Genomic DNA, 21069 nt, shown 5'->3' with positions numbered 1-21069 from the left:
CACCTCCTCGCCAGCAAGGACTATAGGTCCCATTCGTTTCGGGAACGTCTCATTTCTCTGGCGACCAGTCAACCGCCGGGTTTACCGCCAGGCTTCCCAACTGATCATGCTGCGCAGCGGTCCGGCGAATACGGGCCGCACCGCGTGCGATCGCCAGCGCTCTTCGATGACCGGGGCCAGGGCGGCGGTCGTGGCCAGCGGGTCGCCGTCGAGGTAGACGACGGTGATGTATTGGTGGTCCGTTCGCCAGCCCCGCGGTAGGTGGCTCCAGCCGGCGCTGGAGCCGAATGTCCAGGCGCCGGCCGTTCCCGGCACCGCGAGCAGCGCCGCGTGGTGTTCGGCATGCAACCACTGCAGCCACTCGTCCGGGCGGCGTCCGTCAACGGGTTCTTCGACAATCAGCACGATGCCGCGGTGCGGCCGGAACGGCACCACCTCGGCGGAGACGAGGGCGTGCGGCGCGGATTGCCACTGCAGCAAGCGCAGGCCGGCCACCTGCAAAGACGACCGGACGACGGGAAACCTACCGTTCTCGCGCAGAGCGCGGCCCAGCGCTACGAAGTCGTCGAAGGTCTCCTCGACGGGGTCGCTCACCAGATAGTGCACCGCGTTGCCGATCTCGCCCAGCGGGCCGTGGGCCGCAATGCGGTGCTGGGCATAGTCGCCGTCGGCGATCCAGCGCAGCCCGTGCACGATGCCCGGTAACTGATACTGCTCCGGCATGTGATCCAGCAGGTGCCAACGCAGGTAGCTGCCGTCGTCGTCGGCCGGCGCGGCGGCGGTGAGGCTGAAGATGCCTGCCCTGACCCGGATCACGCGTCGCCGCCGGGGGAGTACAGCTCGGCGAGCGCCTGCAGACTGTCCAGGTAATGCTGCAGCGATGTGTGGCGGAAGACGGCGGGCACGATGGTGGCGCCGTGCGCGGCGGCCTCGCCGACGGCGTCACGGGTCCGCTCCGGCTCATTGATCGGGTCCAGCGCCGCCGGTGGTGGCAGGACGACCTCGAACCCGGATCCAAGGTCGAAGCGGCTCAACCACTCTCGCGCCTGCGGTAGGTCCACGTTGAAGGGTGCCCAGCCGTCGGCCAGGGTCGCGGCGCGGCGCAGCGACCGCAGCGTGCGGCCCCCGATCCAGATCGGGACACGCTCCTGCACCGCGCACGGATCGACGACCATGCCGTCGAACGAGTAGAAGGGGCCCCGGTAGGCGGGTTCCGGCACGGACAGCGAGGCGCGCAGCGCTTTGACGGCGTCATCGCCCCGCGGTCCGCGGTCGTCGAAGGGTGCGCCGATGAGCTCGAATTCGTCTTTGAGGCTGCCGACGCCGACGCCGAGGATGAGCCGGCCGCCGCTGACCTTGTCCAGCGTGCCGTAGCGCTTGGCGATCTCGAGCGGATGGTGATATCCGAGCACCAGGACATTGGTGGCGAACCGAATTCGTTGGGTGCGTGCGGCCAGGTAGCCGAAGGTGGCCAGCGGATCCCAATAGCGGGCGCCGCGGCGGTGGGTCTCGGCCGCGGGCAGCGCGATGTGTTCGCTGCAGGTCAGGTGGTGGTAGCCGAGCCGATCCGCGGCTTCGGCGATCCGCGCCAGGTCCTCGATGGAAGCGTGTTTCTCCCACTCGCCGCTGGTCTTCGGAAACATCGTCACCACCGGTGTGGCCACCGAGAGTCGTGGGGCGCTCATCCCTGCATGTACCCTCCGGCGTCGACGGGGATCGATTGGCCGGTGATGGTTCGGCTTTCGTCGCTGGCCAGGAACAACGCCAAATTGGCGACATCTTCGGGTGTGGAGATATCCTGTAAGGCAACGCCTTTGACGGCTTTATCGCGCTGGGTGGCGAAGTCGACTCCGCGCTCGTCGGCCGTGCGTTGCACCCATTGCCGCCACAGCTCGGTGTCGATGGCGCCGGGCACGATGCAATTGCACCGGATGCCGTAGGGGCCGACCTCGAGCGCGACGGTCTTGGTGAACGCCCGAAGGGACGCCTTGGCGGTGACGTAGTGGCTCTTGCGGACGATGCCGGAATAGCCTGCCGTGGAGGAGAAGTTGAGGATGACACCGCGACGGCGCGCCATCATCGACTGGTTGAGCACTTCCCGGGTGCACAGCATCGCCGCGGTGACGTCGATGGCGATCGTGGCGTTCCAGTTGTCCAGGGTCTGCTCCCAGATCCAGCGGTCCCGGCCGGGCGAGGCGGCGTTGTTGCACAGGATGTCGACCTGGCCGAATTCGGCGACGGCTCGCGCCACCATGGCCGCGACGTCATGTTCGTCGGTGACATCCGCGCGCATCGCGATGGCTCCTGGACCGGCCGCGTGGGCGGCCTCGCGAACCAGCTCTTCGCGTCGGGCGGCCAACAGCACCTTGGCGCCCTCCCGGACGAACAGCGAGCCCAGCACGGGCCCCAGGCCGGTGCTCGCCCCGGTGATGATCGCGACCTTGCCGTCAAGCCGGCCGGCCATTACGCAGTCACCGTGTGGGCACACACGTTTGGAGCCACGCGTGGATTCTTTCGGCGACGGCGCGCCACCCAGGGTCGAGCATCATGTCGTGGCTCATCTTAGGGAAGATTTCCGCTTCGGTGTGGTAGGCGGCCGCGGTCGCACGGACTTCCCGTGGGGTGAAGCACACATCGTCTTCGGCCCCCAACACCAACATCGGGGTGCTGACGAGGTGGGGTCTGGCCAGGTCGAGCCACAACATGTCGATCGCGATCTTCAGGGCGTACTCCTCGCAGAGTTCGGCGGCATAGCGCGCCACGTCGGCTTCGGAGTGCGACTGCGAGAAGAACGTTTCGCGGGCCAATTCCGGTGTGCCGCCGACACCGCGCAATGACCTGGTCCGGGCCAGGCCGCTGGCGGTGTACCACGGGTGTCGCCTGAACCTGCGGGCCAAGAATCCGCGAATTCCGTTCGGGGGTACCGACGCGAGCAGCACGGCGGCCGCAGCGTCGTGTGACTCCAAGTATTTCTGGACGACGAAGCCGCCCATGGAGTGTCCGACTACCACCGGTCGTTCGGAAAGGCCGTCGGCGACCGCGGCGACGTCGGCGACGAAGTCCGCGATCGAACAGAACCGCATCGACTTGGGAGCCGGGCTCTTTCCGTGACCGCGAAGGCTCAGCGCCAACGTACGATGGCCCTTGTCCGCGAAGAAGTCCAGGAAATACTCGTCCCAACACCAGGCGCCATGCCACGCGCCGTGGACGAATAGCACCGGCGGCTCGTGGGATTCACGGCGCGGCGTTCTGTCGATCACTTCGAGCATGAGCGTGCTCCTCTGTCGCGCGCCCCCGGGTTGCCCGCAACGCCGCTGAGACTAGCCGCTGGCCCGCTCGCGAAGGGCCGGAATTCGCAAAGCCGTGCCCAAGTCCTCCCCGCCCGTGGTTGTGGGGCGTTTACTGGGTCGATGGGTGGCGGTGCGGATCGCGGTGAACGGCGCACGTTGGTGCTGTCCGCCTTACCGGCCGAAGCCGACGCGGTGCTGTCGCACACTACGCTTGACCCCGATCCGGTGGTCGTGGCCGACCGGCGGCACTTCTATCTCGGCGTGATCGCCGGTAAGAAGGTGATCGTGGCGATGACCGGCATCGGCTTGGTGAACGCCGCCGACACCACCGAGGCCGCCTTGGATTGCTTCACGCGCGGATCCGCCGTTGGCATTGGGGCGGTGGTGTTTTCGGGGGTTGCGGGCGGGGCGGCACGCACCCGCATCGCGGACGTGGCCGTACCGGCGCGCTGGACACTGGATAACGGCACGACGTTTCGCCCGGTTGATCCCGCCATGCTGGCCGCGGCCGAGAAGCTCTCCGTCGCATTGGAAAGCGTCGTCCGCAGGATCGACCTGCGGCGCCGGCCGCGAGTCGTCGTCGGCGGCGACGGCTGCAGTTGGGACAACAACAACGGCGTGGCATTCCCGTGCATCCCGAACGGCGGCGACGTTTTCGGTTGCCAGCCTCGCCGCGCGCCCGATCGGTCGCTGCGGTATACCGGTAACTTCCGGCAGGCGGCGGGCCGCTGGGTCAGAAGCGCGCTGATCAGCAACCTGAACATCGTCGCGACGTCGGACCCGGCCTTCGATGCGACGGACATGGAGACAGCGGCGGCGCAGGCCGTCGCCGATGCGCACGGTGTCCCCTTCCTGGGCATCCGGGGCATTACGGATGGCCCGGGCGATCCGCTTCACCTGCCGGGCTTTCCGTTTCAATTCTTCTGCTACAAGCGGATCGCGGCGAACAACGCCGCCCGGGTGACCGCCGCCTTCCTGCGGCTCTGGCGCGGTGTGTGATCGCTACTCGGGGCCGCGGGCGACCGCGCGGGCCGGGTCCGAACACCACTCGGACCAGGACCCCGGAAACAGCGCCGCCTCGCGACCCAGCGCCGCGAGCGCGGCGACCGTGACGCTGGCGGTCACGCCCGAGCCGCAGTAGGCGGCGAGCGGGCCGCCGTGATCGACGCCGCGTTCGGCCAGGACTTGATTGAGCACCTGTTCGCCGACGAACGTGCCGTCGGCGGCCAGGACGGCGGTGCTGGGCAGGTTCGTGGCGCCGGGGATGTGCCCGGCGGCGGGATCGAGCGGTTCGACCTCGCCGCGGAAGCGTTCGGGCGCCCGCGCGTCGAGCAGCGTCACGTCGCCGTCGCCGGCTTGCTCGGCCGTCAGGGTGGGTCGGCTTCCGGCGTACAGATCATCATGCGGCACAGTCACATTGCCGGGCTGCGGTGTCACCTGCCCCGTTTCCAGGCCGCGTCCGGCCGCTCGCCAGGCGGCCAGGCCGCCGTCGAGGATGCGGACGTTGGGCAGGCCGGCCGCCGTCAACACCCACCAGGCGCGCGCCGAACCGGCACGGTTCCAGTCGTCATAGACCACGACCGGCACGTCCTCCCGGATTCCCCAGCGGCGGGCCGCGAGCTGCAGATCGCTTCCCGACGGCAGCGGGTGACGACCGCGTCCGGCGATCGCGTGATCGCTGAGTTCGTCCTCGAGGGACGCATACACCGAGGCCGGTATGTGCCCGGCCAGGTACGCCGGCCGCCCGTCCGGCTCATCGAGCCGCCACCGGACGTCGAGGATGCTCACCGGATCGCCGGCCTCGATGAGGTCAGCCAACTCCGTGACGGTGATCAACACCTGGTCTCGGGATTTCACCGATTAGCCTCCCTGATCGTTTGCACCGAGCCTAGCGGCCGCTCGAACACGTTCCTCATCAGCAAACGGCGGCGTAATCTCCTGACGTACGACTGAGCCAACGGGAGTCGCAGTGGGCGAGAGACTTCGGGTAGCACACGTGGGTACCGGCTACACCGGTTCCATCGCCTTGCGACAGATTCTTCGATCGCCACGGTTCCAATTGGTCGGGCACCTCGTTCACAGCCGCGACAAGGTGGGTCGGGATTCCGGCGATCTTGTCGGAGAGTCTCCGGCCGGTGTCGAGGCTCTCGACAGCTTGGACGATTTCCTTGTCCCTGATGCCGACTGCGTCACCTACTTCGCCGCGGTCGCCGGTCGCGACGCCAACGACGTCGTTGACCAACTGTGCAAAATTCTGGCAAGTGGGAAGAACGTTGTCACACCGTCGTTTTTGGCGCTGTTCCATCCCGCCTCGCTCGATGATGTTGCGCGCAGGAAGCTCGAAGCGGCGTGCCGGGATGGCAACAGCTCCTTATTCGCGACGGGCATTGCACCCGGTTTCACCAGCGACATCCTTGCCGTGCACGCGGCGAGCATGAGCGCGTCGCCGATGAAAGTGTCCATTCAGGAACGCATTCCCTGCGGTGCGTATCGAGTTCCGGGGTTCTTCGCGATGTTCGGCTTCGGGCGCACACCGGAAGAAGATGCCGAGATGTACCGTCCCGGAGCGATGATCGGCCACATCGCCCCGGCGTTACGCCTCCTGGCGCAGGGCCTCGGCTGGACCATCGACGACATCAGGGAGCGGCGGGACGTCGCACCTGCGGAACGCCACTACAGCTTAGACGCGGGGGAGATCTCGCCCGGCACGGTCGCCAGTGTGCGCATGCGATTCGAGGGCATCGTCGACGGCGAGCCGCGCGTGCAGTTCTCGTCGATCTGGTCGATGCCGGACGAACCGGTCGAAGACTGGCAGCCGGCGATTGCGGCCGGCAGCGCTACTCGCCGGCTGAGCCGAATCATGATCGATGGTAATCCCCCGGTACAGGTTGATTTCGCACTCAACGGCGGAGACTTGCCTGGTTCAGCCGCCACCGCTGCCCGTGTGCTCAATGCGATTCCTGCCGTCTGTGCGGCGCACCCTGGCATTCTCAGCGCGCTGGACATCGTCGTCGGCGCGGATGCGTACCCGATTGCCGGAAAGTCTCATGGGTAAGCGAGGCATCGTGGCGCGGCAAGGTGTGACCGGTTGTATGGCGGTCGCGTTGGCTATCGCGACGGCGGTACCGACGGCGCCTTCACCGCCACGGTTCCGCCGTACCCACCCGGATCGTGGGCGGCCTCCGACTTTTAAGGAGTTCAACGGCCAATGAGCACTCCCGAGCAATCGCAGACCCGCACCCGCATGTTCGCCCGTGTGCTCGGCCCGTACCTCACGATCGTGCCCATCACGGTGGCGGTGCGCGGCTCATACATGCGTGAGCTGTTCACCGAGTTCAAGGCAAATCCCATGTGGCCCTGGCTTTATGGGGCGCTCCTGTTGATGGGCGGAATTTTCATCATCGCGTTTCACCAGTATTGGCGCAGCCTCGCGGCCGTCATTGTGTCGGGCGTGGGCTGGTTCTTTGTGATTCGCGGGCTGCTGTTGTTGACGGTGCCCCGGGCCTACGACGCGGCCGGTGACGCGATCTACACCTCGGGTATGTCCGTAGCGATCTGGGTCTTGTTCGCCTGCCTCGCGTCCGCCGGGCTGTACTTGACGTATGTCGGCTGGAAGCCCGAGCGGCCCGAAAGCGACTAAGCAGTGTGCTCGGCGTCCCCAGGGTCCACGTCCAAGGCGGGCGCCCCCAACGTGGCCAGCATGCCCGCCGCCGCCCGGTGCCAGGTGAAGTCCTCGGCGCGACGTCGGGCGGAGACGCGACGGTGGTGCTCGGGACGGCTGGTGACGGCGCTGACCGCCCGCGCGATGGCGGCCGGGTGGTTGTCCGCCGAAGCGCCGCTGTCCGAGGTGATGATCTCGGTCAACGCCGAGGTGCGCGAGACCACGGCCGGTGTCCCGCAGGCCAGCGACTCCAGAGCGGCGAGCCCGAAGGTCTCGTGCGGCCCGGGTGCCAGCGTCACGTCGGCCGAGGCCAGCAGCCCGGCCACCGTGTGCCGATCGGAGACGAAGCCGGTGAAGTCCACCGGCAGCCGGGCGGCCTGTCGCTCCAGCCTGGCCCGCAGCGGGCCCTCACCCACGATGACGAGCCGGGCATCGACGCCGGCGTGGCGCAGCTCGCCGATCGCGTCGATGCTGCGGTCGACCCGCTTTTCCACCGACAGCCGGCCGCAGTGGACCACCAGCAGCTGTGTCGGGGTGGCCCAGCGCCGCCGCACCAGGTACGAGTGCTTCCGCGGGTGGAACGTTCTCAGATCCACGCCCAGCGGGACGGTCACGGTGTTCATCGCGCCGATGCGGTCGAATTCCTCACGCGCGAAACCGGTGGTGCACACCACCGTGTCGTAATCGGCCGCGGTCCGCGCGTTGGCCAGATCGGCGAACCTCACCGCGGCGCGGCGCGGAAGAATCTGTCCCACAAGCCGATCCAGCCGCTCGTGGGAGATCATGACCGTCGTGGCGCCATGGTCGCGGCCCCACCGGCCCAGTGACCGCAATGTGAGGCGGTCGGAGACCTCGAGCGCGTCCGGCCGTAACGCCTCCAGCAGCGCCTTGACCGGTCCCGGCAGCACCGCGCGGTAGCCGCCGGTGAGGGGAATCAACCGGGCGGGCAGCGTGATTCGCACCACGCCGGTGTGCAGCCGGCTGCGCTCGGCACGCTGACCGGGAACGATCAGGAAGACCTCGTGCCCGCCGGCACAATATTCGGCCCCCAGCCGGTCCACCGCGGTACGAAGGCCGCCGGAGCGAGGGCCATAGAAATTGGCGACCTGTACAACGCGCATAACGTGAGGACACGCGGTGTGCGTGTGCATTCAACAATGTGGACTTGGCGCTGGCCTGAACAGTCTATGAATTCCGCCGGACCGGCCATGTTCAGTCGGCCTTGGGGCCTTCGGCTTTGTTGATCCGGTCGGCGACCGAGTGTGCGCCCAGGGCGGTGACACGCCGAGAAACGCCGCCATGAGCGCACACTCAAAGCGGGGGACGCTGAGCGCGAATCTAGCGCTTGCCCCAGTCCCACGGCGGCGTGGTCAGCAGCCCCTGACCGGCCACGCGCGTCTCGCCCCATTCCTTGTACAGCTCGATCTCGACTGTGTCGTCGCCGGTGGCTTGCAGCAGCGCACGGGAATGGGTGACCACCACGACCTGCGTCCGCGCGGCGGCAGTGCGGATCAGGCCCGCGAGCGGCCGCACCAGGTCGGGATGCAGCGAGGTCTCCGGTTCGTTGAGCACCATCAGCGACGGCGGCTGCGGGCTCGACAATGCGGCGGCCCACAGCAGGAATCGCAGTGTGCCATCGGACAATTCCGCCGAGCGGAGCGGCCGCAGCATGCCGCGCTGCCGCAGCTGCAGGTCGAAGAGCCCGTCATGAGCGGCGACCGAAACCGTGGCGCCGTCTAAGGCGTCGGCTACGGCGCGGCTGAGGTCGTCGAAACCCGCCTCGATGATCGTCTGGATCGCGGCGGCCAAATCGCTGCCGTCATCGGACAGCACCGGGGTGCGCGTTCCCACCTGCGGGTGCCGGGCCGGTGCCCCCGCGTCGACGCGGAAGCCGTCGTAGAACCGCCACCCGCGCAGCCGCTCGCGCACGGCCGCGAGCTCGGGCAGCGCGTGCGGGTGGGCGTACTCGGCCAGCACGCTGCGGTAGGTGGGCAACGAGCGGGACAACTCGTCGAACCCGCGGCCCGAGTCCGCGCTCACCTCCGCGAAATCTCGGGTCCGGCGCACCAACGTCGCGCTGGGCCGCAGCACCGGCCCGGCGAACAACGCTTCCCGCTTGATCTCGGGATCGCGGTTAAAGGCCGAGTTGGGCCCAGCCATCTGCGGCATGCCGAGGTCGACAAGATATCCGAAATCGTCTGAGGCGAAGCCCAATTCGAGGGATACCGGCCGGGTGCGCACGGTGCCCTCGACCTTCCCCGTCCGGCGGGCGTCCTCCAGCTCCTCGGGTCCGGCCCACAGCGCCGACTGCAACCCGCCCTCGCGGGCAAGCGAGGCGATCACCTCGCCGCGGCCGCAATCGGCCAGCAACCGCAACGCGCGGTACAGCGAGGACTTGCCGGCGCCGTTGGCGCCGGTGACCAGCGACAGCCCACCCAGCGGCAGGATCACCTCACGCAGCGAGCGGTAGCCGCGGATCGCCACCGTCTGCAACATGGAGCCGACTGTACGGTCGAAGACCGACGGGCCCTATTCGTTCTCGGCTGCGTCGAGCAGTTGGACTTCCTCGAGGTCCATCTCGTTCTGCAGCTCGCGCAGGACGATGTCGTCGATGAGGTTCTCGTTGCGCAGCGCGGTGATCTCGCGGCGCTTGCGCTCGAGCATGCCCAGCCGCACCCGACGAACGAGATCCTTCTTCTTGACGAGGTGGCTGTTCGTCGAGTCGTTTTCGGTGGCGAGGGCCAGCGCGGCCTTCTCTTCGTATTCCTTCTGCAGCCGCCGGCGTAGGTCGTCGCTGATGCCGACCTCGTCGGCAACCGTCGGCAGTGCGTCGAGGGCGGCTCGAGCGCCACGGGTGCGAGCCAATTGCAATTCCTCGGCGTGGGCCGCGTCTTCGGGCATCTTCGCCCAGCGCACCACGGCCGGCAGCGTCGTGCCCTGGACGAGGACCGTCACGAGGATGACGACGACCACGACGAAGATGAGCAGGCTGCGGTCGGGGAATGGCGCGCCGCTGAGCGTGGTCGTCGGGACGGCCAGCGCCGCCGCAAGCGACACGGCCCCGCGGAATCCCGCCCAGGCGGTGACGAAACGCTGACGCCAGCTGACCCGGCGTTCTCGCTGCGCCTCGCGACGATCGATCAGCCGGATCAGCAGGACGGTGATCTCGCCCCAGAAGATGCGCGACAGAATCACCACCGCGGTCACCGCGAGCGCGATGAACAACGCGTGACGAATCCCGCCGTCCACGCCGGCTATGCCGCGCAGTGCTCCGGGTATCTGGACGCCGACGAAGACCCACAATGAGCCGTTGAGCAGGAAGGTCGCGCTGTCCCAGAACGCGTAGGCCTGCAGGCGGGATCGCGCGCGAATTACCACCGGTCCGGCGTAGGCGAGCATTAGTGCCGCGACCATGACCGCGACCACCCCGCTGCAGTCCATGCTCTGCGCCAACAAGAACGCCGCAAACGGCGTCAGTAGGCTCAGCGCCCCTTCCTCTTGGGGCGCGTCAAGTCTCTTGCGCAGCAGCGTGACCGCTCCGCCGACCAGGAGTCCGGCGGCGATGCCGCCGAGGTAGGAACCGATGAAACGGCCAACCAGGTCGATCGGGGTGATTTGGGCTCCACCGATCGCGACGTGGACCGTGACGGCGAACAGGACCAAGGCCGTGCCGTCGTTGATGAGACTCTCAGCCTTGAGCACGGTGACCGATCGCCGTGGCAACCTCTTGGCCAGGCCGGCCACGGCGGCGGCGTCGGTCGGGGACAGCACGGCGCCCAACACGGCCGCCGCGTGGGAGTCCATGCCCAGTGCCCGCGCGGTCCACGACACCGCGACCGCCGTCGCGATCACCAACGCGACGCTGAGGAACACGATGATGCGCGCGTTCGCCCGGATCTCCCGGAAGCTGGTGTTCAGGCCCTCCCAGTAGAGGATCGCCGGCAGGAACAGCAGCAGCACGACCTCGCCGTTGACGTGCACGTGGGCGAAACTGGGGATCAGGCCCAGCAGCGTGCCGAGCACGATCAGCAGCACCGGGGGACCGACGCGGTAGCGCCGGCCGAGGACCGTCCCGACGATGACGGTGGAGACGAGCGCAACGATCAGGACGAGGCCAAACACCAGCCCATCCTGCCGGACATGCGCGCTTGGCGCCGATCGGGGCTTGGGGGGAGGGCTTTGTCACAGATGTCACTTCAGCCCCGTCTGCGGGGCATTACGTGACCCTCAAATTCGATAGCGCCCGTGATATCAATTTCGAGAGTCGTGAAATGCCTGAGGGTTCGGGGCCCCCACCCTCAAGTGCAGTCGCAACAGCAGTCGTCGCACTCGCAGCAGCAATCGCAGCCGTCGCAGCAGCACCCGGTGCCGGCTGCGCGCCTCGATTTGCGTCCGGGGCTGGGGTGCCGGGCCGCCGCACGCCGACAGCGCGTCAGGCCATAATGGGCTCGATGACTGTCGGGAAGATCAGGCTCTTGGTGACCATCGCGATGCTCGTTTCGCCGATGTTGGTGGGCTGCCACTTCGCCTCCAGGAACCCGCCGTCGACCCAGGTTCTCCAGGTGCCGATGAAAGACGTGCTCACCCAAGACGCCATCAAGCAGAGCATGACCCTGGCGGTCGGCACCACGCTGATCGTGAAGTTGGGGTCGAACTACACCACCCCGTACCGGTGGGCGCCGGAAATGAAGGTCGGCGATCCGGGGATCCTGAAGCAAAGCAGTCACGAGTTCGTACCGCCGAGTTCCGATGCGTTGGGGGCGCCGGGCACCGAGGTGTGGAAGTTCACCGCGTTGAGGCCGGGGACCACGACGATCGGCACGTCCTACACCAGCTTCGTCGATAAGGATTCCAAACCGGCGTGCACCTACACGGCCGACATCACGGTGCAGTAAACCGCGGCGGCAAAGCCGTGGCGGCGGGCGTGCGTCCTAAGACATAGCCTGCGGCACAAGGCTTTCCATATCTCCCGGCGGGGCGAATGCCCAGGGCGTGGCTGACGAGTCCGATCCCGGCGCCGAGGATGGGCCATATCGGCCAGAAGTACGTGGCGTCGGTGGTCGCGGCGACGGCCGCCCACACGGCGAGCACGATGACGGTCATCGCGAGGTAGGCGGCGAGGTGCAGGCGCACGCCGCGGCGGGCGGCCTCGATGCGGGCGGCGCGGCGGCGAGGGTCCGCGCGCCGGATCCGCTCGAGCGGCAGGTCGGCGAGAAGCTGGGTGAGCTCCTCGGTGGTGTGCGTGCCGAACACGGCCTGCACCCGTTGCTCGTACTCGTCCAGTTGCAGGTAGCCCTGCGCGAATGCTTGCCCGAGGCGTTCTGCCGCCCTTTCCCGGTCGCGGTCGCCGGCGCGGGGGGTCATGAGTTGCTGGTCCATTCCATCCCCCTCCAAAGATGTGAATGGCTTTAACATAGTCCTCGATGTTAATGTCGTCAACATGGCACGTGAGCGAAAGGCGCGTCGGGACAGCTACCACCATGGCGATCTCAAGCGCGCCCTCAGCAGCGCCGCTCTGTCGCTGGTGGCCGAGAAGGGGCCGAAGGGGTTCACGCTGACCGAGGCGGCGCGGCGCGCCGGCGTCAGCGCCGCCGCCCCGTACCGGCATTTCGCCGACAAGGCCGCGCTCCTTGCGACCGTGGCCGAACAGGGCTTTCGCGACCTCCACGCCGAACTCGGCGCGGCCGCCGACGCCGCGACGGATCCGAAGGACCGGGTCGTCGAACTCGGCCGCGCGTATGTGCGCTGGGCCGTCGCGCACCCGGATCACTACCGGGTGATGTTCGGCGCCGAGCTCTCAAAGGCCGACCATCCCGATCTCGCCGTCGCGGGCGAGCAGGCGTTCGGCGATCTGCTCGACGCGATCCTGACGTGCCAGGAGGCGGGCATCGTCGCTGGTCGCGACCCGCGCGAACTCGCCGCGCCGCTGTGGTCGCTGGTGCACGGCGTCGCGGCGCTCGCGATCGGTGGCGACCTGCGCAGCGTCGGCATCGAGCAGGACCCTGAGGCCATCATCGCCGGCGTCGTGGCCCAAATGCTCGGCGGTTAGGCCACGTTGGCCTGACGCCGCGTCGCGTAGATCTCGGCCAGGAACTGCTCGACGGCAACCGCGGTGTGCGCCGCGCGCGCCGAACCGAAGATGTCGAAAGCGTGCTGAGTGAACGGCAACTCGGCGTACACGACCGGTTGGTTGCTCACCTGCCGCAGCCGCTCGACGAATCCACGCGCCTGCTCGACTGGGACCAGCGAGTCGTTGCGGCCGTGCAAGACGAAGAACGGGGGAGCGTCGGCGGAAACGTGGTTGACCGGTGACGCGGTGATGAACGGCTGCATGTTCGTCGAAGGCCGTTGCTTGACAACCGATTTGACGAGGAGGGCCGGCATCATCGGGTGCATCGCGTCGTTGAACCGGGTGAAGTCGTAGACCCCGTAGAACGGCACGGCCGCCTGCACTCTGGTGTCGGCGTCCTCGAAGCCGGGCTGGAACTGCGGATCATTGGGGGTGAGCGCGGCCAGCGACGAGAGGTGGCCACCGGCCGAACCGCCGGTGATGGCAATGAATTCGGGGTCGCCGCCGTACTCGGCGATGTGCGCCTTGGCCCACGCCAGGGCGCGCTTGACGTCGATGATGTGGTCGGGCCAGGTGTTGCGCGGACTGTGCCGGTAGTTGATCGCCACACAGATCCAGCCCAGCTCTGCGAGGTGGCTCATCAGTGGATGGGCTTGTCCGCGTTTGTTTCCCGTCGTCCAGGCGCCCCCCGGGATCTGAAAGAGCACCGGCGCCTTGCCGATTGGGTCGAGGTCGGGACGGCGCCAGATGTCGAGGTGGTTGGCGCTGCCGAATTCGCCGTAGCTGATGTTCGAGTCGTGGGCGTAATCGCGATGAATGCGCATCATCCGCAGCAGCCCCGGCGTCTTGGCGGTTCCGCCGCCGGCGGGCCGGCGCCAGAGCTCCCCCGACTCGGTGCGGCGAGAGGCGCCTAGGCCGTCGTCCAGCGCTTGGCTCAGCGGCACGTTGGCCTTGTGGCCGGCCCGGCTGAAATTGAGCAAGCCCATCGCCGACACGGCCGCCACCGCCCACGCGGCGATTCGCACCGGCCGCGTCAGGCGGCGAGCCGTCAACGCCAGGCCGCCGAGCTGGCTGACCAAGGTCTGCAGCGGCAGCTCGGTGACGACCAGCCCGAACATCCACGAGAACAGCGATAGGTAGCCGCTGCGCGCCAACGGCCGGTAGGCGTTGAGCGTGGACACCGCGGTCACCGCGGTGACCACGAGCGACCCTATCTGCCGGATGACATGGATGATTCGAGCTGTCCGCATCCGCTCACCTTAACGAGGCGCGCCGCGACTCATGCGAACACGGTCTTGGGCATCACTGTGGGCTTGACCCCGTACCGCGGCGTATTGAAGCCGAAACCCTTTCCGGCCGTGGCCATCGCCGGCATGCCGGCCGGCACCGCGGTAACCCCCTCGTCGGGCGCCACCGCCCAGCCCGAGCCTGCCAACGCCGGCGCGCTGGAGCTCATCGCCGGGGCGGACGCCGACCAAGTGGCCGGGACCGACAGCCCGCCGACCGTGGAAGCCCTGCCCAAGCCCGCCAGAACGGGCGTCCCGCCGATGCCGGCGGAGCCGGCCGGCGTCACCGACCCCGCCAGCATGGGTCCGACGAAGGGGCCGGCGCTGCCGAGCATGACCGACGGGGCGCCGTTCATGGTGTGGGACAGCAACACCGAGTTCGGGATGGTGTTCATGGTCCACCAGGCCGTGGTGTTGATCGCGCCGTTGATGGTGTTTTGCACGATGGGGAGTTGGAAGAAGGGTGTGGCGGCGGGAGGGTCGGCCGCGAGACTCGGGGCGGCGAACCCCGCCACGGTGTTCTGGAACGTGTTGACCGTCTGCATGAGCCCGGCCTGCGTGTTGGTGGCGGCACCGGCCCCGGACACCACGGCGGCCTGGCGGGCGATTCCGCCCGGGCTGGTCGTCGGTGTCGGCGGGGTCAGCGGGCTCAGCTTGCCGGCGGCCGCCGACGCGGCCGCATAGCCGTACATGGCGGCGGCGTCTTGGGCCCACATCGCCGAGTACTGCGCCTCGGTGGCCATGATCGCCGGGGTGTTCTGGCCAAGCACGTTGGTGGCGACCAGCGCCGCCAGCTGGGCTCTGTTGGCCGCGATCACCGGGGGCGGAACCGTCATCGCGAACGCCGCCTCATAGGCGGCCGCCGACGCCGTGGCCTGGGCGGCGGCGTGCGCGGCGGCTGCGGCGGTGGTATTCAGCCAGTTCACAAAGGGCTGGACCGCGGTGGCCGCCGACGCCGACGCCGGACCCATCCACTGGTCGCCGGTCAGCTCGGAGATCACCGACTCGTAGCCGGCCGCGGTGGTACTCAATTCGGCGGCCAGAGTGTTCCAGGCTGCCGCGGCGGCCATCATCGGTCCGGCGCCCGCACCGGCGTACATGCGCGCCGAGTTGACTTCTGGGGGTAGCGCTCCGAAATCCATTGTCCTGCTCTCCTTTCGACTAAAATCTGGGGTTCTCTAGACGGCCGGGCGCCCCATCACGGTGGGCTTGACGCCGTAGCGCGGCGCGCCCAGGCCACCGGCCTTTGTGGCCGTGGCCACCGACGGCACCCCGGCCGGCAGGGTGGTCACCGATGGGCCGTGGGGCGCCGCGGCGGTCCACCCCGCGCCGGTCAGTGTCGCGGTGGGGGTTGCCGCCGGGGCGCCGGCGACCGCGGCCCAGCTGGGCGGCACCGACAGCCGGCCGACCGCGGCCGCCTGCCCGACACCACCGAGCATCGGGGTCGCGCCGAAACCGGTCGGCGCCGTCGCACCCCCCGCGTTGGACGACGCCAGGGCGGTCGCCGCGGACGGGGCCGCCGCGACCGGGCCTACCGCGTCGGGCCTGACGAGCAGGCCCCCACCTGCCATCCCCAGCAGGTCAGACGTGGCCGAGCCGAAGTTGCCGATCCCGACATCGCCGATGTTGAGCAGGCCGCTGCCCGGCGGCGGGTCGGCCGCGGCGGCCGGGCTTGGCGCACCGGGGACGGTCGGGGCGGCCGAGAAGGGTGACGCGGTCGCCGCGGCGTTAGTGACCTCGGTGGTTTGATACGAGCCGGCGCTGGTGGCCATGGTTTTCACGAATTGTTGGTGGACCGTCTCGGCCTGGGCGTTGATCGACTGGTAGAGCTGGCCATAGGCGGTGAACAGCGCCGCCTGCAATGCCGATATCTCGTCGGCGGCCGCGGGTGCTATCGCGGTCGTGGCCGGCGCCGCGGCCGCACTTTCGGCCGCCAATGCCGAGCCAAGGGCCTCGAGCTTGCCCGCCGCGTAAAGCAACGCCTCGGGTTGCGCAATCACAAACGACATCGGTGTCTCCTTATGGAATTGGTCGGGATATTGGAATGCCCCGACTGGTGGCGGCTAAAGCCGCCAATTCCATTGGACGCCGATTTGAGCGCGCCGGAAACGCGCTTTATTACGTGGTTTCGGCCCGGCTCTCGAGGTTCTTGACCGCAGCGGGATCGTTCTCGGTCAGCCCGACCTTCGCCGCGCCGCCGGGTGAGCCGAGTTCGGTGAAGAAGTCGGCGTTGATCTGGGTGTACTCGCCGTATTCGCCGGGCAGGTCGTCCTCGTAGTAGATGGACTCGACCGGGCACACCGGCTCACAGGCGCCGCAGTCGACGCATTCGTCGGGGTGGATGTAGAGCATCCGCGCACCCTCGTAAATGCAGTCGACGGGACATTCCTCGATGCAAGCCTTGTCTTTGATGTCGACGCAGGGCTCGGCGATCACGTAGGCCATGCACTCAATGGTTCTTGCCGCGACCAGGTCCGAGTAGATGTCCCGCAGTTGTGGAGTCACAAGCTATCGTTGTGTCACACGAATTGATTGTGATGTGATCAGCCATGCCGCTCAGCCCCCGAATGCCCGAGCTCGCCTCGTTCGAGGTGTTCTTGGCGATCGCCGAGACCGGCAGCCTGGGCCGCGCCGCGCGCGAACTCGGGCTGACGCAGCAGGCCATCTCGCGGCGGCTCGCGTCGATGGAGGCCCAGATCGGCGTGACGCTGGCGGTGCGCACGACGCGGGGGTCGCAGCTGACGCCGGCGGGCCTGATCGTGGCGGACTGGGCGAGGCGGTTGCTCGCGGTCGCCACCGACCTCGACGCGGGCATGGGATCGCTGCGCAAGGAGGGCCGCGAGCGGATCCGGGTCGCGGCCAGCCAGACGATCTCCGAACAGCTGATGCCGCATTGGCTGCTGTCCCTGCAGACCGAGGCGGCGCGGCGCGGCGGCGCTGCCCCGCAGGTGAGTTTGACCGCCACCAACAGCGAGCACGCCATCGCCGCGGTCCGCGACGGCAGCGTGGATCTCGGGTTTGTCGAAAACCCCGGGACACCAAAGGGATTAGGCACCTGCATAGTGGGGCAGGACGAACTGGTGATCGTGGTTCCGCCGGGTCACAAGTGGACGCGACGGGCGCGGGGCGTGACCGCTCGTGAACTCGCGGAGACGCCACTGGTTGCGCGCGAACCCCATTCGGGCATCCGCGATTCGCTGACCGTGGCGCTGCGTCGGGTGCTGGGCGATGACATGGAACAGGCGCCACCCGTATTGGAGCTGACGTCGGCGGCGGCGATGCGGGCGGCCGTGCTCGCCGGCGCGGGGCCGGCGGCCATGAGCCGGCTGGCGGTGGCCGACGACCTGGCGGTCGGGCGGCTGCGCGCGGTCACCATTCCGAAGTTGGATCTACGACGCAAGTTTCGCGCGATCTGGGTGGGCGGGCGAACGCCGCCGGCCGGGGCGGTTCGAGATCTGTTGAGCCACATCAATAGCCGTTAGGCCGCGGCGTCGGACTCCAGCGCCTCGTCGTAGCGGTCGAGCACGGTCTCGGCCACCAGCCGGTGGGCGCCCAACGGCGCGGCCATCGGAATGTCGTTGTCCCGCGCGTACGTTGAGACGCCGTCGGTGAGCAGTCCCGGCGCCAGGAACCACGGCGCGATGACGAGACGGCGCGCGCCGCGGCGGCGCAGGTGGCCGGCGGCGCGGTCGACCGATGCCTCGGGCCGGGTGGCGAAGGCCGTCGTGGTTGCGGCCCACCGGGTGCCGACGGCCAACCGGGACGCCACCTTTGACGTGCGTGCGTTGGCTGCGGCGTTGGACGAGCCGATCGCGACGACCATCACCCCGAGGTCGTCGTCGTGCGGTGAAACCCCGACCCCGGCCAGGCGTTCGCGCAGCACCGACACCAGCCGCTCGTCCTCGCCGAGCACGTCGGCCTGCCGGATCCCATGGGCCCCGGCTTTCGCGATCTGCTTGGGGATGTCCAGGCGCGCGTGGTACGCGCTGGCCAACAGAAACGGGGCGACCACCGCGCGGCGGTTGTCCGGCAAACCGGCCAGGACGTCGGCGAAGTTCGGCGCGTTGAGTTCCAGGAACGCCAGCCGGACGTCGAGGCCGGGGCGCATGCCGGCCAGCCGGTCGGCGACGGCCTGCGCGTTGGCGCCCGACCGTGGGTCCCGGCTGCCGTGGGCGGTGAGTACGAGCGTGCTCATGATGCGTGCAACCCACATTCGATCTTGTTTCGTCCCCGCCAGCGCCCGCTGCGAGGATCGTCACCCGCGGCCGGCTTGGCGGTGCAGGGGGCGCAGCCGATGGACGGGTAGCCCTCCCCGACAAGCGGGTTGACAAGGACATTGTTGCGTTCGATGTAGTCCTGGACGTCGTCGTCGGTCCAGGCCGCGATGGGGTTGACCTTGATCAGCTCGAACGACTCGTCGAAGCTGATCAGCGGGGCGTTGGCACGGGTGGCGGCCTCCACCCGGCGCAAGCCGCTGACCCACGCCGCGTAACCGCGCAGCGCGCGGCGCAGGGGGAGGACCTTGCGCAGGCGGCAGCATTCGTTGGGGTCGCGGGCGAACAGGTCCTTGCCCAGCAGCTCGTCCTGCTCGGCCACGGTGTGTTCGGGTTCGACGTTGAGCAGGTGGATGTCGTAGACGGACTCCACGGCGTCGCGGGTGCCGATGGTTTCGGCGAAGTGGTAGCCGGTGTCCAGGAACAGCACCGGCACGCCCGGGCGCACGTCGGAGGCGAGCGAAACCATCACCGCGTCTTGCATATTGGCGGCCACCACGTACTCGCAGTTGGCCCAGCCGCGGGGGCCGTCGACGCCGCCGAAGTGCTCGTCGGTCCAGCGCAGGATGTCGACCGCGTCGGCGCCCTCCATCTCGGACGCGCCGCGCTCGGCCAGCTCGCGCAGCTGCTCCTTGGTGAAGTTCATCGCCACCATGGCGGGGTCCCAACTCCTATCGCAGGTCGGCCTCGTCGGCGCGCAGCGCCCAGGACGCGAAGGTCTCACCGCCGTCGCGGCCTTCGAGGAACTTGCGGGTCACCCGGTCGATGTAGTCGCCGAGCTCGTCGCTGGTCACCTTGTGCTGGCGCAGCTTTCGGCCGAACCCGCTGGCCTCGCCCAGGCGGCCGCCCAGGTGAACCTGGAAGCCCTCGACGGAATTGCCCTCGCCGTCGTCGATCCACTGGCCCTTGAAGCCGATGTCGGCGACCTGAATTCGCGCGCACGAGTTGGGGCAGCCGTTGAGGTGGACGCTGATCGGCACGTCGAGCTCCGAGTTGACGTCGGCCAGGCGCTGTTCCAGCTCGGGCACCAAAGTCTGTGTGCGCACCCGGGTTTCGGCGAAGGACAGCTTGCAGAATTCGATGCCGGTGCAGGCCATGGTGTTCTTGCGCCACGAGGAGGGGCGCGACGGCAGGCCGAGGGCGTCCAGCGCGGCGACCGTCTCGTCGACCTTCTCGTCGGGCACGTCGAGGATGACCAGCTTCTGGAACGGGGTCAGCCGGGCCCGGTCGGAGCCCACCTTTTCCATCAGGTCGGCCACCGCCGACAGCGTGGTGCCCGAGACGCGTCCGGCGATCGGCGCGACACCAATGGCGTTGAGCCCGTTCTTGATCCTCTGCACGCCGACGTGGTCAATGGTCTGCTTGACCGGCGCGGGGGCCGGGCCGTCGATCAGCCGGCGATTCAGGTACTCGGTTTCGAGGACCTCGCGGAATTTTTGGACGCCCCAGTCCTTGATAAGGAACTTCAGCCGCGCCTTGGCGCGCATCCGCCGGTAGCCGTAGTCGCGGAACACCTGGGTGACGGCTTCCCAGACGTCGGGCACCTCGTCCAGGGGGATCCATACCCCGACCCGCTGGGCCAGCATCGGGTTGGTTGACAGGCCGCCGCCCACCCAGAGATCCAGGCCGGGCCCGTGTTCGGGGTGGTTGACGCCGACGAACGCGACGTCGTGGGTCTCGTGGGAGACGTCCTGCAGGCCCGACACCGCGGTCTTGTACTTCCGCGGCAGGTTCGCGTACTCGGGGTTGCCCATGGAGCGCCGAACGATCTCGTCAATCGCGGGGGACGGGTCGAGCACCTCGTCGAGGGAGTCGCCGGCCAGCGGCGAACCGTGGATGCCACGCGGGCAGTCGCCGCACGCCTCGGTCGTCTGCAGGCCGACGGAGTCGAGCCGACGCCAGATTTCGGGGACGTCCTCGATGCGGATCCAATGCAGTTGTAGGTTTTCCCGGTCGCTGATGTCGGCGGTGTCGCGGGCGAACTCGGTCGAGATCTGCCCCAGCGTGCGCATCGAGTGCGCCGTCAGCGCCTTGCCGTCGGTGCGGACGCGCATCATGAAGTACTTGGCTTCGATCTTGTCGGTGTTGTCGTCACCAGTCCAGCTGCCGTCGTAGCCCTGTTCGCGTTGCGTATACAGGCCCATCCAGCGGAAGCGCCCGCGCAGATCGGAGTGGTCGATGCTGTCGAAGCCCTCGTTGGCGTAGACGTTGACGATACGGTTGCGCACGTTCAGCGGCGCGTCGTCGTTCTTGATCTTCTCGGTGTCGTTCAGCGGTTCGCGGTCACCCAGCGCCCACTGACCCTCGCTGCGGGTCTTGGCGGGACGTGCTGCTGTGGTCATGGTGTTGTGCTCCTTCGCGGTGCTTGGGGCTGCAGGGCTGCTGGCCGCGGCATCGACGCGATGATGTTGTCAGTCAGAGGTGAGCGCGGGCGCTCCGTTGCGCCCACGTCTCATGGCTTCATAGTGCCCGGATCAGTCGTGCGGGA

At 68.4% G+C, this 21069-nt stretch carries 22 protein-coding genes; 6 read left to right on the top strand and 16 right to left on the bottom strand.

Features of this window, described 5'->3' with window-relative positions; translation table 11 throughout:
- Positions 1–81 precede the first annotated feature (81 nt).
- The 4 genes from A5678_RS16850 to A5678_RS16835 are packed head-to-tail and all read right to left on the bottom strand — an operon-like array spanning position 82 to position 3269.
- Positions 82–813 carry a hypothetical protein gene (locus A5678_RS16850; RefSeq protein ID WP_068044389.1) on the bottom strand — a complete coding sequence of 244 codons (732 nt, stop codon included), beginning with the start codon at positions 811–813 and terminating at the stop codon, positions 82–84.
- Positions 813–1685, bottom strand: coding sequence for a TIGR03619 family F420-dependent LLM class oxidoreductase (locus tag A5678_RS16845; protein ID WP_068044299.1), 873 nt, complete (start codon positions 1683–1685; stop codon positions 813–815). The genes A5678_RS16850 and A5678_RS16845 overlap by 1 nt, the downstream gene beginning before the upstream one ends.
- A complete protein-coding gene (locus A5678_RS16840) occupies positions 1682–2464 on the bottom strand; it encodes an SDR family NAD(P)-dependent oxidoreductase (RefSeq protein ID WP_068044297.1) in 783 nt (260 codons plus the stop codon). The genes A5678_RS16845 and A5678_RS16840 overlap by 4 nt, the downstream gene beginning before the upstream one ends.
- Before the next feature lie 7 nt (positions 2465–2471).
- Entirely contained in the window at positions 2472–3269 is a 798-nt protein-coding gene (locus A5678_RS16835) for an alpha/beta hydrolase (protein WP_068044296.1), read from the bottom strand.
- 141 nt (positions 3270–3410) lie between these two features.
- On the opposite strand from A5678_RS16835, the gene A5678_RS26600 reads away from it, so the two are divergent.
- Positions 3411–4289 carry a hypothetical protein gene (locus tag A5678_RS26600; RefSeq protein ID WP_082945588.1) on the top strand — a complete coding sequence of 293 codons (879 nt, stop codon included), beginning with the start codon at positions 3411–3413 and terminating at the stop codon, positions 4287–4289.
- Between the two features lie 3 nt (positions 4290–4292).
- Here A5678_RS26600 and A5678_RS16825 read toward each other — a convergent pair whose 3' ends face one another.
- Positions 4293–5147 carry a sulfurtransferase gene (locus A5678_RS16825; protein WP_068044294.1) on the bottom strand — a complete coding sequence of 285 codons (855 nt, stop codon included), beginning with the start codon at positions 5145–5147 and terminating at the stop codon, positions 4293–4295.
- A 139-nt stretch (positions 5148–5286) separates the two neighbouring features.
- Here A5678_RS16825 and A5678_RS16820 point away from each other — a divergent pair, with 139 nt between their 5' ends.
- Complete coding sequence (locus tag A5678_RS16820; protein WP_068044291.1) at positions 5287–6345, top strand: hypothetical protein; 1059 nt, start codon at positions 5287–5289, stop codon at positions 6343–6345.
- Positions 6346–6498: 153 nt separating this feature from the next.
- Positions 6499–6930, top strand: coding sequence for a hypothetical protein (locus A5678_RS16815; RefSeq protein WP_068044290.1), 432 nt, complete (start codon positions 6499–6501; stop codon positions 6928–6930).
- Here the strand turns inward: A5678_RS16815 and A5678_RS16810 are convergent.
- The 3 genes from A5678_RS16810 to A5678_RS16800 all read right to left on the bottom strand — a co-directional run bounded on the left by A5678_RS16810 (position 6927) and on the right by A5678_RS16800 (position 11073).
- Complete coding sequence (locus tag A5678_RS16810; RefSeq protein WP_068044289.1) at positions 6927–8072, bottom strand: glycosyltransferase; 1146 nt, start codon at positions 8070–8072, stop codon at positions 6927–6929. The two genes, A5678_RS16815 and A5678_RS16810, sit on opposite strands and share 4 nt — an antisense overlap.
- A gap of 217 nt (positions 8073–8289) precedes the next feature.
- Positions 8290–9447 carry an AAA family ATPase gene (locus A5678_RS16805; RefSeq protein ID WP_068044288.1) on the bottom strand — a complete coding sequence of 386 codons (1158 nt, stop codon included), beginning with the start codon at positions 9445–9447 and terminating at the stop codon, positions 8290–8292.
- Between the two features lie 33 nt (positions 9448–9480).
- The gene (locus A5678_RS16800) at positions 9481–11073 is read right to left on the bottom strand and encodes a Na+/H+ antiporter (protein ID WP_068044287.1); all 1593 of its coding nucleotides are present in this window, start codon (positions 11071–11073) and stop codon (positions 9481–9483) included.
- Between the two features lie 320 nt (positions 11074–11393).
- Here A5678_RS16800 and A5678_RS16795 point away from each other — a divergent pair, with 320 nt between their 5' ends.
- Positions 11394–11846 carry a protease inhibitor I42 family protein gene (locus A5678_RS16795; protein WP_082945587.1) on the top strand — a complete coding sequence of 151 codons (453 nt, stop codon included), beginning with the start codon at positions 11394–11396 and terminating at the stop codon, positions 11844–11846.
- Here the strand turns inward: A5678_RS16795 and A5678_RS16790 are convergent.
- On the bottom strand, positions 11833–12330 hold the full coding sequence (locus A5678_RS16790; protein WP_068044286.1) for a DUF1707 domain-containing protein: 498 nt from the start codon (positions 12328–12330) through the stop codon (positions 11833–11835). The genes A5678_RS16795 and A5678_RS16790 overlap by 14 nt on opposite strands.
- Before the next feature lie 61 nt (positions 12331–12391).
- Between A5678_RS16790 and A5678_RS16785 the strand changes: the two genes are divergently transcribed.
- Positions 12392–13000: a TetR/AcrR family transcriptional regulator gene (locus A5678_RS16785; RefSeq protein ID WP_068044285.1), complete on the top strand. Its 609-nt coding sequence runs from the start codon at positions 12392–12394 to the stop codon at positions 12998–13000.
- Here A5678_RS16785 and A5678_RS16780 read toward each other — a convergent pair.
- The 4 genes from A5678_RS16780 to fdxA form a co-directional block, all read right to left on the bottom strand.
- Positions 12997–14271, bottom strand: a complete 1275-nt coding sequence (locus A5678_RS16780; RefSeq protein WP_068044282.1) for an alpha/beta hydrolase — start codon at positions 14269–14271, stop codon at positions 12997–12999. The two genes, A5678_RS16785 and A5678_RS16780, sit on opposite strands and share 4 nt — an antisense overlap.
- 29 nt (positions 14272–14300) lie before the next feature.
- Complete coding sequence (locus A5678_RS16775; RefSeq protein WP_082945586.1) at positions 14301–15449, bottom strand: PPE family protein; 1149 nt, start codon at positions 15447–15449, stop codon at positions 14301–14303.
- 36 nt (positions 15450–15485) lie between these two features.
- A complete protein-coding gene (locus A5678_RS16770) occupies positions 15486–16316 on the bottom strand; it encodes a PE domain-containing protein (protein WP_068044278.1) in 831 nt (276 codons plus the stop codon).
- A gap of 109 nt (positions 16317–16425) precedes the next feature.
- The gene (fdxA, locus tag A5678_RS16765; RefSeq protein WP_068044382.1) at positions 16426–16752 is read right to left on the bottom strand and encodes a ferredoxin; all 327 of its coding nucleotides are present in this window, start codon (positions 16750–16752) and stop codon (positions 16426–16428) included.
- Positions 16753–16856: 104 nt separating this feature from the next.
- Here fdxA and A5678_RS16760 point away from each other — a divergent pair, with 104 nt between their 5' ends.
- The gene (locus A5678_RS16760; RefSeq protein ID WP_068044276.1) at positions 16857–17789 is read left to right on the top strand and encodes a LysR family transcriptional regulator; all 933 of its coding nucleotides are present in this window, start codon (positions 16857–16859) and stop codon (positions 17787–17789) included.
- Here A5678_RS16760 and A5678_RS16755 read toward each other — a convergent pair.
- Genes A5678_RS16755 through A5678_RS16745 form a run of 3 tightly spaced genes read right to left on the bottom strand, consistent with a single transcriptional unit; the run spans position 17786 to position 20923 of the window.
- Positions 17786–18502: a sirohydrochlorin chelatase gene (locus tag A5678_RS16755; protein ID WP_068044274.1), complete on the bottom strand. Its 717-nt coding sequence runs from the start codon at positions 18500–18502 to the stop codon at positions 17786–17788. The genes A5678_RS16760 and A5678_RS16755 overlap by 4 nt on opposite strands.
- Complete coding sequence (locus A5678_RS16750; protein WP_068044272.1) at positions 18499–19236, bottom strand: phosphoadenylyl-sulfate reductase; 738 nt, start codon at positions 19234–19236, stop codon at positions 18499–18501. The genes A5678_RS16755 and A5678_RS16750 overlap by 4 nt, the downstream gene beginning before the upstream one ends.
- A gap of 16 nt (positions 19237–19252) precedes the next feature.
- On the bottom strand, positions 19253–20923 hold the full coding sequence (locus tag A5678_RS16745; RefSeq protein ID WP_068044269.1) for a nitrite/sulfite reductase: 1671 nt from the start codon (positions 20921–20923) through the stop codon (positions 19253–19255).
- Positions 20924–21069 lie beyond the last annotated feature (146 nt).

The organism is Mycobacterium sp. E2733, from assembly GCF_001667585.1.
GTDB lineage: Bacteria > Actinomycetota > Actinomycetes > Mycobacteriales > Mycobacteriaceae > Mycobacterium.
This window is presented reverse-complemented; position numbering and strand designations above follow the sequence as displayed.

Bases quoted from the DNA above. Each gene is read 5' to 3' on its own strand.
- A5678_RS16755 (WP_068044274.1), bottom strand. From the start codon at position 18,502: ATGAGCACGCTCGTACTCACCGCCCACGGCAGCCGGGACCCACGGTCG.
- A5678_RS16780 (WP_068044282.1), bottom strand. From the start codon at position 14,271: ATGCGGACAGCTCGAATCATCCATGTCATCCGGCAGATAGGGTCGCTC.
- A5678_RS16760 (WP_068044276.1), top strand. From the start codon at position 16,857: ATGCCGCTCAGCCCCCGAATGCCCGAGCTCGCCTCGTTCGAGGTGTTC.
- A5678_RS16845 (WP_068044299.1), bottom strand. From the start codon at position 1,685: ATGAGCGCCCCACGACTCTCGGTGGCCACACCGGTGGTGACGATGTTT.
- A5678_RS16785 (WP_068044285.1), top strand. From the start codon at position 12,392: ATGGCACGTGAGCGAAAGGCGCGTCGGGACAGCTACCACCATGGCGAT.
- A5678_RS16750 (WP_068044272.1), bottom strand. From the start codon at position 19,236: ATGGTGGCGATGAACTTCACCAAGGAGCAGCTGCGCGAGCTGGCCGAG.
- A5678_RS16815 (WP_068044290.1), top strand. From the start codon at position 6,499: ATGAGCACTCCCGAGCAATCGCAGACCCGCACCCGCATGTTCGCCCGT.
- A5678_RS16790 (WP_068044286.1), bottom strand. From the start codon at position 12,330: ATGGACCAGCAACTCATGACCCCCCGCGCCGGCGACCGCGACCGGGAA.
- A5678_RS16775 (WP_082945586.1), bottom strand. From the start codon at position 15,449: ATGGATTTCGGAGCGCTACCCCCAGAAGTCAACTCGGCGCGCATGTAC.
- A5678_RS26600 (WP_082945588.1), top strand. From the start codon at position 3,411: ATGGGTGGCGGTGCGGATCGCGGTGAACGGCGCACGTTGGTGCTGTCC.
- A5678_RS16805 (WP_068044288.1), bottom strand. From the start codon at position 9,447: ATGTTGCAGACGGTGGCGATCCGCGGCTACCGCTCGCTGCGTGAGGTG.
- A5678_RS16770 (WP_068044278.1), bottom strand. From the start codon at position 16,316: ATGTCGTTTGTGATTGCGCAACCCGAGGCGTTGCTTTACGCGGCGGGC.
- A5678_RS16795 (WP_082945587.1), top strand. From the start codon at position 11,394: ATGGGCTCGATGACTGTCGGGAAGATCAGGCTCTTGGTGACCATCGCG.
- fdxA (WP_068044382.1), bottom strand. From the start codon at position 16,752: ATGGCCTACGTGATCGCCGAGCCCTGCGTCGACATCAAAGACAAGGCT.
- A5678_RS16745 (WP_068044269.1), bottom strand. From the start codon at position 20,923: ATGACCACAGCAGCACGTCCCGCCAAGACCCGCAGCGAGGGTCAGTGG.
- A5678_RS16840 (WP_068044297.1), bottom strand. From the start codon at position 2,464: ATGGCCGGCCGGCTTGACGGCAAGGTCGCGATCATCACCGGGGCGAGC.
- A5678_RS16810 (WP_068044289.1), bottom strand. From the start codon at position 8,072: ATGCGCGTTGTACAGGTCGCCAATTTCTATGGCCCTCGCTCCGGCGGC.
- A5678_RS16835 (WP_068044296.1), bottom strand. From the start codon at position 3,269: ATGCTCGAAGTGATCGACAGAACGCCGCGCCGTGAATCCCACGAGCCG.